The 11,507-nt window shown below is 59.4% G+C and carries 11 protein-coding genes; 10 read left to right on the plus strand and 1 reads right to left on the minus strand.

The genetic code is table 11. The features are described 5' to 3' along the window. Positions 1 to 68: 68 nt before the first annotated feature. The 8 genes from rsmI to gshB all read left to right on the plus strand — a co-directional run bounded on the left by rsmI (position 69) and on the right by gshB (position 7,398). Entirely contained in the window at positions 69 to 992 is a 924-nt protein-coding gene (gene rsmI / locus QRN85_RS23165; RefSeq protein WP_502870830.1) for a 16S rRNA (cytidine(1402)-2'-O)-methyltransferase, read from the plus strand. Further along, entirely contained in the window at positions 982 to 1,350 is a 369-nt protein-coding gene (locus QRN85_RS23170; RefSeq protein WP_284760282.1) for a YraN family protein, read from the plus strand. Before rsmI ends, QRN85_RS23170 begins: the two co-directional genes overlap by 11 nt. Positions 1,351 to 1,483: 133 nt before the next feature. Then, entirely contained in the window at positions 1,484 to 2,800 is a 1,317-nt protein-coding gene (gene ugpB, locus QRN85_RS23175) for a sn-glycerol-3-phosphate ABC transporter substrate-binding protein UgpB (RefSeq protein ID WP_062587660.1), read from the plus strand. Positions 2,801 to 2,877: 77 nt separating this feature from the next. Continuing rightward, on the plus strand, positions 2,878 to 3,762 hold the full coding sequence (ugpA, locus tag QRN85_RS23180) for a sn-glycerol-3-phosphate ABC transporter permease UgpA (RefSeq protein ID WP_062587755.1): 885 nt from the start codon (positions 2,878 to 2,880) through the stop codon (positions 3,760 to 3,762). A gap of 9 nt (positions 3,763 to 3,771) precedes the next feature. Next, a complete protein-coding gene (gene ugpE / locus QRN85_RS23185; RefSeq protein ID WP_284760285.1) occupies positions 3,772 to 4,620 on the plus strand; it encodes a sn-glycerol-3-phosphate ABC transporter permease UgpE in 849 nt (282 codons plus the stop codon). A 1-nt stretch (position 4,621) separates the two neighbouring features. Beyond that, positions 4,622 to 5,728 (plus strand): sn-glycerol-3-phosphate import ATP-binding protein UgpC, encoded by a 1,107-nt coding sequence (locus QRN85_RS23190; RefSeq protein ID WP_284760287.1) that lies wholly within the window; start codon positions 4,622 to 4,624, stop codon positions 5,726 to 5,728. A 184-nt stretch (positions 5,729 to 5,912) separates the two neighbouring features. After that, positions 5,913 to 6,338 (plus strand): cupin domain-containing protein, encoded by a 426-nt coding sequence (locus QRN85_RS23195; protein ID WP_502870831.1) that lies wholly within the window; start codon positions 5,913 to 5,915, stop codon positions 6,336 to 6,338. Between the two features lie 103 nt (positions 6,339 to 6,441). Then, on the plus strand, positions 6,442 to 7,398 hold the full coding sequence (gene gshB / locus QRN85_RS23200) for a glutathione synthase (RefSeq protein ID WP_062587668.1): 957 nt from the start codon (positions 6,442 to 6,444) through the stop codon (positions 7,396 to 7,398). Between the two features lie 124 nt (positions 7,399 to 7,522). On the opposite strand, the gene QRN85_RS23205 is transcribed toward gshB, so the two are convergent. Next, entirely contained in the window at positions 7,523 to 9,106 is a 1,584-nt protein-coding gene (locus tag QRN85_RS23205) for a peptide chain release factor 3 (protein ID WP_284760288.1), read from the minus strand. Positions 9,107 to 9,196: 90 nt separating this feature from the next. On the opposite strand from QRN85_RS23205, the gene dut reads away from it, so the two are divergent. Together dut and QRN85_RS23215 are read left to right on the plus strand one after the other, a co-directional pair. Continuing rightward, the gene (gene dut, locus QRN85_RS23210) at positions 9,197 to 9,667 is read left to right on the plus strand and encodes a dUTP diphosphatase (RefSeq protein ID WP_284760290.1); all 471 of its coding nucleotides are present in this window, start codon (positions 9,197 to 9,199) and stop codon (positions 9,665 to 9,667) included. Between the two features lie 162 nt (positions 9,668 to 9,829). Beyond that, positions 9,830 to 11,362, plus strand: coding sequence for a YifB family Mg chelatase-like AAA ATPase (locus QRN85_RS23215; RefSeq protein WP_284760291.1), 1,533 nt, complete (start codon positions 9,830 to 9,832; stop codon positions 11,360 to 11,362). Positions 11,363 to 11,507 lie beyond the last annotated feature (145 nt).

The following is an 11,507-nucleotide window of genomic DNA, read 5'->3' on the forward strand; positions in this document are numbered from 1 at the left end:
CGGTCCGTCTTGCCCATAAAGGCAGGCAATCGAGACAGAACGGGAATGATGCAGTGACAGACGACGCTTTGGGCGACCACACCACGGATGAGGCAGAGGGCACCGGGCGCAGCTTCAAGGTCGGCGGCTTCACCGTGCCTGCACGCCCCATCGAAGCTGCCCTCTATCTTGTCGCGACACCCATCGGCAATCTCGGCGATATCACCGTGCGCGCATTGGAAACACTGGCCTCATCGGATGTTCTCGCCTGCGAGGATACCCGCGTCACCCGCATTCTGCTGGATCGTTACGGCATCCGCAACCGGCCCTATTCCTATCACGAACACAATGCCGAAGAGGCGGGCCCGAAGCTCATCGCCGCGCTCGATGCTGGCAAATCCGTGGCTCTGGTCTCGGATGCAGGCACTCCGCTCGTCTCCGATCCCGGCTACAGGCTTGGCCAGATGGCGCTGGAGGCCGGACACCGCGTCGTGCCCATTCCCGGCCCGTCCGCACCGCTTGCCGCCCTTGTCGGGTCTGGAATGCCGAGCGATGCCTTCATGTTTGCGGGCTTTTTGCCGGTCAAGGATAAGGGCAAACGCGACCGTTTTTCCGAACTCGCAAAGATACCGGCGACGATGATCTTCTTTGAATCGCCGCACCGCATCAGCGCCACCGTCAAGGTCGCCTCGGAAGTCTTAGGGCCTAACCGCCGCGCCGTCGTCTGCCGCGAACTGACCAAGACCTTCGAGGAATTCCGCCGTGGCACACTCGGTGAACTCACCGAGTTTTACAACGAAGACCGCATCGTCAAGGGCGAGATCGTGCTGCTCATCGAGCCGCCGTCCTATGACGAAATCCCCGATATGGAAGATGTGGAAAAGCTGCTGAAAGACCTCGTCTCGACCATGCCCGCAGCCAAGGCGGCGGCAGAAGCCTCGAAGCTCACCGGCCTTCCGCGCAAGGAGCTTTACCAGCGCATTCTGGATATGAAGAGCAGCGATGGCGGCTGAGGGACGGCGTGACAGGAAGCGCCTCGCCGAAAGGCGAGGCCATGCGGCGGAATATTGGGCCGCCGCCTATCTCATGCTCAAGGGTTACCGCATTCTGGGGCTGCGCCACCGCACACCCTTGGGAGAAATAGATCTCATCGCCCGCAAAAGGGATGTGGTGGCTTTCGTCGAGGTCAAGGCGCGCGCAACGGAAACCGGCGCGGTCAATGCCGTCAGCCACACCTCGCAAAACCGCATCCGCGCCGCCGCAGACCTCTGGCTCTCCCGCCGCCGGGACGCCGCCAGACTCTCCCTGCGCTTCGACATCATCGCCGTCATCCCGCGCCGCCTGCCCAGACATTTCATCGATGCCTTTTAAGGTTGCAAAAAGCCGATATCGCCCGGTCTAATCGATTCAGCCTGTTATAAATCTGCAATGAAACTGTAAAAACCCCGTCACGGAACGAGCCTATTCGCATCCTCACCCATCAAGGGCGGTAGAGGATATTATCATGTTCAAGAATGTTTCCATGGCGGCTTTGGCTGTCGCTCTGTCTGCGTCGTCTTCGCTTGCCGCGACCGAAGTAACCTGGTGGCACGCCATGGGCGGCGAGCTGGGCCAAAAGCTCGAAGCCATCGCAAAGAATTTCAACGAGACGCAGAGCGAATATAAGGTCGTGCCCGTCTACAAGGGCAGCTACCCGGAAACCCTGACCGCTGCGATCGCCGCTTTCCGTGCAAAGCAGCAGCCAGCCATCGTTCAGGTGTTTGAAGTTGGCACCGGCACTATGATGGCCGCCAAGGGCGCGGTATATCCTGTCTACAAGCTGATGGCAGACGAAGGTGAAACGTTCGACACCAAGTCGTTCCTGGCGCCGGTTGTTGGATATTATTCCGATACCAGCGGCAACATCCTGTCGCTGCCTTTCAACTCTTCCACACCTATCATGTATTACAACAAGGACGTCTTTAAGAAGGCTGGCCTTGACCCTGAAGTAGCTCCAAAGACATGGAAAGAAGTCGAGGAGTTTTCCAAGAAGATCGTCACATCTGGCGCTGCAAAGTGCGGCTTCACATCGGCCTGGATCACCTGGGTACAGACGGAAAACCTGTCGGCCCTGCATGATCAGCCTTTCGGCACGCAGGAAAACGGCTTCGGTGGCTTTAATGCTGAGTTCAAGTTCAATGGCCCGGTTCAGGTCAAACATTGGTCCAACCTCAAGAAGTGGCAGGATGAAGGCCTCTTCAAGTACGGCGGCCCTGTAGGCGGTGACCAGGCTGCCACCATGTTCTACGCGCAGGAATGCGCCATGACGATGAATTCGTCCGCTGGCCGTGCGGGCGTCATCGCAAACGCCAAAACCTTCACACCCGGTTTTGCCCCGCTTCCATATTATGATGATGTGATCAAGGAGCCGAAAAACTCGATCATCGGCGGTGCAACTCTCTGGGTGCTGAACGGTAAGGACAAGGCCACCTATAAGGGCGTCGCCAAGTTCTTCAGCTACCTCTCCAAGCCTGAAGTGCAGGCCGAATGGCACCAGGCCACCGGTTACCTGCCAATTACCAATGCTGCCTATGAACTCGGCAAGACCCAGGGCTATTATACAAAGAATCCGGGTTCCGACATCGCGATTGAGCAGATCACACGTGGCACGCCAAGCGCCAATTCAAAGGGCGTGCGCTTTGGAAACTTCACCCAGGTCCGGACCATCGTGGATGAAGAATTCCAGTCGCTTCTCGCTGGCAAGAAAGACGCTCAGCAGGCACTCGACAGCGCTGTAACGCGCGGCAACACGCTTCTGCGTGAATTCGAAGCGGCAAACTAACCATCTTTGATGCTCTGGAAGAGGGCCGGCTTGCGCCGGTCCTCTTCTTGTCTGTTCAGCACGCCGTGCGAGGCTTCATGGAAACCAAACGAACCACTTTCGACAGTCGCCTGCTGCCTTACCTGCTGCTGGCACCACAGCTGATCATTACTCTAGTCTTTTTCATCTGGCCCGCAGCACAGGCAGTCAAATCATCCTTCGAGCGTGAAGATCCTTTCGGCTATGCCACGGTTTTCGTCGGGCTCACCCATTACCAGAATCTTCTTGCCGACCCCAACTATCTCGATGCACTCGCGAGAACTGCGGTCTTTGCCGTATCCGTAACCGTGCTTTCTATGGTCCTCGGGCTGGCATTTGCCGCCGCCGTCGATCGCCTCGTTCGCACCGGCCGGGTCTATACGACACTTCTCGTCTGGCCCTATGCTGTGGCGCCGGTCATTGCGGGTGTGCTGTGGTGGTTCATGTTCAACACCTCGACCGGTATTTTGCCCTATTATTTGCAGTTTATCGGCGTTGAATGGGATCACGATCTCAATGGCACCCACGCCATGATCCTCATCGTCATCGCCGCTGCCTGGAAGCAGATTTCCTACAACTTCCTGTTTTTCCTGGCCGGTCTGCAATCCGTTCCCCAATCATTGATGGAGGCGGCGGCCATTGACCGCTCCGGTCCGGTGAAACGCTTCTTCACCATTTCACTGCCGCTGATTTCGCCCACGACGTTTTTCCTGTTCATCATCAATGTGAATTACACGATGTTCGACACCTTCCCCATCATCGACGCGACAACCGGTGGCGGACCGGCGCAGTCCACGACCACGCTTGTCTACAAGGTGTTTGTCGACGGATATCTCGGCCTGAATATCGGATCATCTTCTGCGCAGTCAGTCTTGCTGATGCTGATTGTGATGGTCCTGACCTTCATTCAGTTCCGTTATGTCGAACGCCGCGTCCAGTATTAAGGAACGACAATGGTCGAAAATCGCCCCTTCCTCACTTTTCTCACGCATGCCTTCCTGCTCTGCGGCTTTCTGGTGGTTGCTTTCCCGGTCTATGTTGCGATTATTGCATCGACGCATGACACCGCCACCCTGGTCGGCTCCTCCATGCCGCTTCTGCCAGGCTCGCATTTCATCGAGAATTACCGCCACATATTGACGGGGGCCTCGGCTGCCAATGGTTTGCCCAACTATTCGAGCATGGCAATCAATTCACTGATCATGGCCTTGGTCATCACCGTGGGCAAGATTGCCATCTCCATTCTCTCGGCCTTCGCCATCGTCTATTTCCGGTTTCCATTTCGGCAACTGGCCTTCTGGATCATATTCGTTACACTGATGTTGCCGGTTGAAGTGCGCATCATGCCAACTTACAAGATCGTGGCAGACCTTGGCATGTTGAACTCCTGGGCAGGATTGACAATCCCGCTGATTGCGTCGGCAACAGCGACTTTCCTCTTTCGGCAGTTCTTCATGACTGTTCCCGATGAGATGCTGGAAGCAGCGCGTGTCGATGGTGCCGGTCCTATGAAATTTTTCCGCGATATCCTGCTGCCCCTGTCACGCACGAATATCGGTGCGCTCTGCGTCATCCTCTTCATATATGGCTGGGTTCAGTATCTTTGGCCCATGCTCGTAACGACAGACCCGGGTTACTACACCTTGATGATGGGCATGAAGCGCATGGTCACTGTGCAAGATGGCGTCATCGAATGGAATATCGCTATGGCAGGCGCCGTTCTGGCAATGCTGCCATCAATCTTGATTGTGATTTTCATGCAGCGGCTGTTCATCCGCGGCCTTACAGAGACGGAGAAGTAACATGGCTCCCATCACGATAGCCAATGTATCGAAGATTTACTCAGGTGGTGCCCGCGCGGTGGATGCCGTATCGATCGATATCACCGATGGCGAGTTCATCGTTCTCGTCGGGCCGTCCGGTTGCGGCAAGTCGACGCTTTTGCGGATGGTCGCTGGCCTTGAAACGATCTCTGACGGCGAAGTGTCAATCGCTGGAAAGATCGTCAACCGCATGGAACCCGCCGATCGCGACATCGCCATGGTCTTCCAGAACTATGCGCTCTATCCCCATATGTCGGTTCGCCAGAACCTTGAATATGGCCTGAAGAACCGCAAGACGCCCAAGGCGGAGATTGATGCGCGGGTGGCGGAGGCGGCGCGGATGCTGGAGCTTCAGCCCTATCTGGATCGCAAGCCGCGTGCCCTGTCTGGCGGTCAGCGTCAGCGCGTTGCCATGGGCCGTGCCATAGTGCGCAAGCCCGCAGCCTTTCTCTTCGATGAGCCGCTCTCCAACCTCGATGCCAAGCTGCGCGTTTCCATGCGCGGTGAGATCAAGCGCCTGCAACGCCGCCTCGGCACCACCTCCATCTATGTCACCCACGACCAGCTGGAAGCCATGACGCTGGCTGACCGTCTGGTGGTGCTCAATGCCGGTCGTATCGAACAGATCGGCGCACCGCTGGAGGTTTATCACCGCCCGGCCTCAACCTTTGTCGCAAGCTTCATCGGCTCTCCGGCCATGAACCTTCTGTCCGGTGAATTGCATGGGGATCGTCTCGCCATGGGCCCGGCTGTGCTTTCGCTCAACGGCTATGCGCCAGCGTCGGGTCCGGTAACGGTCGGCATTCGCGCAGAGGACATGCGCCTTGCCGGTGTCGGTGAGGAGGGGCTGCGCCTGCGGGTGGATTATATCGAAGAGCTCGGTTCGCAGCGTCTCGTCCACGGTATGCTGGGCGATCAGCAGCTCACCTTCGCTACCTCGGCAGAAACCGAACTGCCGGAGGATCTCGTGCTGACCATCACACCGGACAGACTGCATTTCTTCGATATGGAAAGCGGCAAGCGCATCGAAGGCAATGCGCCCAGGGTGCAGACCCAGCCCGTGCAAAGCCTCGCGGCAGCCCATTGAGCGTTTCGCTTCGCCCTTCCATTAAAATTGAAGGTTTTTTTGGAAGGGCATGAACACTCCATTTGTGCTATGACCCCGTCGTTGCAAAGGTTGGGGACAAGAGATGGTTTTGCATGGAATGATTGCAGCGGTGGCGGCATTGGCGGCGCGTGCGGTGCCGGGAAGACCCGTGCCAGGCATAAGAATGCGGCCGCAGCCGGTGGTTTCTGCCAGCTCCTGCGCGCTGGAGATGCGTTCCGCCCCGATCAATCCGGATTGGATCATTGCCGGTGAGCCGCAGGCCCGTATGGCGGACCACTCCCGCAGCGACGACCGCGCCTCCTACACGGCCCTCTGGGATTGCACGGCTGGAACGTTCCGCTGGTATTTCGGCTGGGATGAAACGGTCCATATTCTAGAAGGCGAGGTGCATGTGACCGCCGAGGATGGATCGGTACATGAGCTGCGCGCGGGTGATGTCGCCTATTTCAAGGCGGGCACCTGGGCCACATGGCGGGTGGACACTTACGTTCGCAAGGTCGCCTTTCTGCGCCGCCCGTTCCCGACGCCGATCGCCATCGCATATCGCGTCAAGAACAGGCTGCTGCCTGCGGCAACACCGTCGCTGTGAGTGCAGGATGCCTCAATAAAACTCATAGATAGGCCATCTCGAAGCAGTTGCCTTTGAAGTTTGCCTGCCCTACACATTCCGGGCTTTCAAAAGGAAATTGCGCATGGCCAAAATCAAGAACGTCGCGATCCAGATGGATCATGTCTCCGGCATCAACATCGCTGGCGACAGCACATTCGCGATCAGCCTTGAGGCGCAGGCGCGCGGATACCGCCTTTTCCACTACACGCCGGATCGGCTCTCCATGCGCGATGGCAAAATCTACGCAACCGTCGAACAGATGGAGCTGCGCGACATCAAGGGCGACCACTTCTCCCTTTCGGCGCCTGAGCGCGTCGACCTGTCGACCATGGATGTCATCCACCTGCGCCAGGACCCGCCATTCGACATGGCCTACATCACCTCCACCCATCTGCTGGAGCGCATTCACCCCAAGACATTGGTGGTGAATGATCCGGCATGGGTGCGCAATTCGCCCGAAAAGATCTTCGTCACCGAATTTGCCGACCTGATGCCCGCCACGTTGATTACCAAGGATGTGGCCGAGATTGCCCGCTTCCGTGAAGAAATGGGCGATATCATCCTAAAGCCGCTGTACGGCAATGGCGGCGCTGGCGTGTTCCACTCCACCCGCGATGACCGCAACTTCTCGTCGCTTCTGGAAATGTTCGGCCAGATGTTCCGCGAACCCTACATCGCCCAGCAATATCTGTCCGACGTCCGCAAGGGCGACAAGCGCATCCTGCTGGTGGATGGCGAGCCCGTCGGTGCCATCAACCGTGTGCCTGCGGAAAATGATGCCCGCTCCAACATGCATGCCGGTGGCCGCCCGGAGCCGACCGAGCTGACGGCCCGCGAGAAGGAAATCTGTGAGCGCATCGGCCCTGCCTTGCGCGAACGCGGCTTCCTCTTCGTCGGCATCGATGTCATCGGCAATTACATGACGGAAATCAACGTCACGTCACCGACCGGCATTCGCGAAGTCAAGAAGTTTGGCGGTGCCGATGTCGCAAGCCTGCTGTGGGATGCCATCGAGCGCAAGCGCGACGCGCAGGGCTGATTGCTCCAACCTCCGCCACCCCGGACTTGATCCGGGGTCCATCCGCCCTGCGTCTGCAAGACGAAAAGACTCTTCTCCCATCAAAGGCCTGATCGCACCGGGCGCCGGGTCATGACGTCAGATATCACGCCGCCTTTGCGACGTGATATTCCTTGATTGCAGCCATCTTGATGGATGGGTAGCGCTCCGCCTCGTAGCGCAGCGAAAAGCCATCCTGCGCCAGAAACACCGGATCGCCATCCAGATCGCGGGCGATATCGCCGCGCTTGACGGTCAGGAACTTCTCCATATCGGCGGGCTGGTCCGAAGAAATCCAGCGGCAGATCGAAAAGCGCGACATTTCGAACGATACCGGCAGGCCATATTCGCCCATCAGCCGCTCCTTCAGCACGTCCAGCTGCAGCGCGCCGACAACGCCGACAATGGCGGGGGAGCCATCTTCAGGCGAAAACAGCTGCACGACGCCTTCTTCGGCCATCTGATGCAGGGCTTCCTTGAGCTTCTTCGCCTTCATCGCATCTTCCAGCCGCACGCGGCGCAGAATTTCCGGCGAAAAGTTCGGCACGCCCTGGAAGACGAGGTTTTCGCCCTCGGTCAGCGTGTCGCCAATGCGCAATGTGCCATGGTTGGGAATACCCACGACGTCGCCCGCAAAGGCGGTGTCGGCAATGTGGCGCTGCGAGGCGAAGAAGAATTGCGGTGCCGTCAGGCCCATCTGCTTGCCGGTGCGCGCCAGCCGCGCCTTCATGCCGCGCTCCAGCTTGCCGGAGCAGATGCGCGCAAAGGCAATACGGTCGCGGTGGTTCGGGTCCATATTGGCCTGAATCTTGAAGACGAAGGCCGTCATCTTGTCTTCATCGGCATGCACGGTGCGGGTATCGGCCACCTGGTCGCGCGGCGGCGGGGCGATTTCGCCCAGAGCATTGATCAGGTCACGCACGCCGAAGTTACGCAGCGCGGAGCCGAAGAAGACAGGCGTCAGATGCCCCTCAAGAAAAGCGGTGCGGTCAAACGGGCGGCAGGCTTCCAGCGCCAGTTCCGTCTCGCCAATAAAGGCCTCGCGCTCATTCTCCGGCAGCCGGTCCGCCACCGCCTGCGGACCGTTGACCTGCGTCGCCTCGACCTCGTTGTCGGAGCCGCGCACCCGGTTGCTCGCCAGATGGTAGGAGCCGCAGAAGCTCTTGGAACGACCGATTGGCCAGGTCACAGGCGCGGTGTCCAGCGCGAGCTTTTCCTCGATCTCGTCAAGGATTTCAAAGATATCACGGCTTTCACGGTCCATCTTGTTGACGAAGGTGATGATGGGGATATCGCGCATACGGCAGACTTCGAACAGCTTCAGCGTCCGCGGCTCGATACCCTTGGCGGCATCGATGACCATGATGGCCGCATCGACCGCCGTCAGCGTGCGATAGGTATCGTCGGCAAAGTCTTCGTGACCAGGCGTATCGAGAATATTGAAGACCTTGTCGTCATATTCAAAGGTCATGACAGAGGTCACGACCGAAATGCCGCGCTCGCGTTCGATCTTCATCCAGTCGGACCGCGTCTGGATGCGATCCTTCTTGGCCTTCACCTCGCCAGCCAGCTGAATGGCACCGCCGAACAGCAGCAGCTTTTCGGTCAGTGTCGTCTTACCGGCGTCCGGGTGCGCGATAATGGCGAAGGTGCGGCGGCGGGAAACCGCCTCTGCGAGTGTTTCGGGCATTAGACAAATCCTGTGGAATTGCGGGCTATCTAACGTTTCGGGGCCGCTTTTGCAATTGACCTTGGCATTCACACGGCAAACTAATGCCGCATGACCGTAAAAAATGAAAATCGCCCCGTTCTCAATCTCCTCCGTCTGCCCCACGGCGAAGGTCTTGAGCTCCCGTCCTATGAAACCGCAGGGGCAGCCGGCATGGATCTGCGCGCAGCGGTGGAGGAGGGCGCACCGCTGGTGTTGAAACCCGGTGCCCGCGCGCTGGTGCCCACGGGCCTCGTCTTTGAAGTGCCTGAGGGTTACGAAGCGCAGATCCGCCCGCGCTCCGGCCTTGCCATCAAGAACGGCATCACCTGCCTCAACACGCCCGGCACGGTCGATAGCGATTATCGGGGAGAGGTCAAAGTCATCCTCGCCAATCTCGGGCAGGAGGATTTCGTGGTCGAACGCGCAATGCGCATCGCCCAGGTGGTCATCGCCCCTGTTACGCAGGTTGCCCTTGTCGAGGTCACGCAAACCTCGCAAACCCTGCGCGGCGCGGGCGGCTTCGGCTCCACCGGCGTTTGAGCGGCAGCCGGGTCGGGGTTGCGCGCAGACACCCGGCTCGCACCCCAAGGTGAAAATGTTCACTTCTTGTTCTTGTATCGGCTTGCAGAATGTGAAAGGTTGCATGAACGGACGAATACACTTTTTATTATAGTTTTCTAAAGTCCGCATATGGGGGCTTGCATGGTTGCGCGCGTCAACACGGTGGCGTTTCAGGGCATAGAGGGTGTGCCTGTCGAGGTTCAGGTCATGGTCGCGCCCGGCAAGGTCGGGATGCAGATTGTCGGTCTGCCGGATAAGGCGGTTGCCGAAAGCCGGGAGCGGGTGCAGGCCGCATTGCACGCGTCAGGGCTAGCGCTTCCGGCAAAGAAGATCACTGTCAACCTGGCCCCGGCGGATCTGCCCAAGGAAGGTTCGCATTTCGACCTGCCCATTGCGCTTGGCATGATGGCGGCGCTGGGTGCCATTCCGGCGGATGCACTGGATACCTATGTCGCCTTGGGTGAGCTTAATCTGGACGGCACCATCGGTGCGGTGTCCGGCGCGCTTCCTGCGGCCATCGGTGCGAATGCCCAGGGCAGGGGGCTCATCTGCCCGGCCGAGAGCGGCTCGGAAGCGGCCTGGGCTGGCAGCGATATCGACATTCTGGCACCACGCAGCCTGATCGCGCTTGCCAATCATTTTCGCGGCACGCAGCGCCTGTCCCGGCCCATGCCCTCCATTCGTGCCAACCCCGCCAATCTGCCGGATCTCGCCGATATCAAGGGGCAGGAAAGCGCCAAGCGGGCGCTTGAGGTGGCAGCTGCCGGAGGTCATAATCTCTTGATGGTCGGGCCGCCCGGCTCGGGCAAGTCGATGCTCGCCTCGCGTCTCCCCTCCATCCTGCCGCCGCTTTCTGCGGGGGAATTACTGGAAGTCTCCATGGTCCATTCCATTGCGGGGCAACTGGCCGGCGGCAAGCTGTCGGACCGTCGCCCGTTTCGCACGCCGCATCATTCCGCCACCATGGCGGCTCTCGTCGGCGGCGGCCTGCGGGCAAAACCGGGGGAGGCGTCGCTTGCGCATCACGGCGTGCTGTTTCTGGACGAGTTTCCGGAATTCTCACCGCAGGTGCTGGATGCCTTGCGCCAGCCGCTGGAAACGGGGGAATGCATCATCGCCCGCGCCAACCACCGCGTCAGCTATCCCGCACAGATCCAGCTCGTTGCGGCCATGAACCCGTGCAAATGCGGCATGGCGGGAGAGCCGGGCTTCACCTGCGCCCGTGGCCCCCGCTGCGTCACGGATTATCAGCAGCGCATCTCCGGTCCCTTGATGGACCGTATCGATATTCGAATCGAAGTTCCCGCCGTCTCAGCAGCCGATCTCATCCGTCCCATGAGCGCCGAAACCAGCGCCGATGTTGCAAGACGCGTGTCCCAGGCACGAAGCAAGCAGGAAGACCGCTACAGCAGGGCAGGGTTCCAGGGCATCGGCACCAATGCCCGCTGCTCCACCGCCCTCATCGAAAAATTCGCCGAACCGGATGCCCCCGGGCTGCAATTGCTGCGCGACGCCGCCGAAAAACTCAAATTTTCCGCCCGCGGCTATCACCGCATCCTCAAAGTCGCCCGCACCCTTGCCGACCTCGATGACAAATCGATCGTCAGCCGAATCCACCTGGCCGAAGCCATCTCCTACCGCATCGCCGGAGAAAGACTGACCGCAGCAGCCTGACAGCCGTCTCGCCAAAGGCTTCAACGGCTCCCTCCTGCCCACGTTAGTCCCGGGCGCTTCCCCTCCTTGGCGTCCTGAGGCACCACTTCTCCCCGTCATCCCGGACTTGATCCGGGATCCAGCCGCCTTGCGTCTGCAAGGCGAG

This window comes from Agrobacterium sp. fls2-241-TYG-188a (assembly GCF_030209845.1).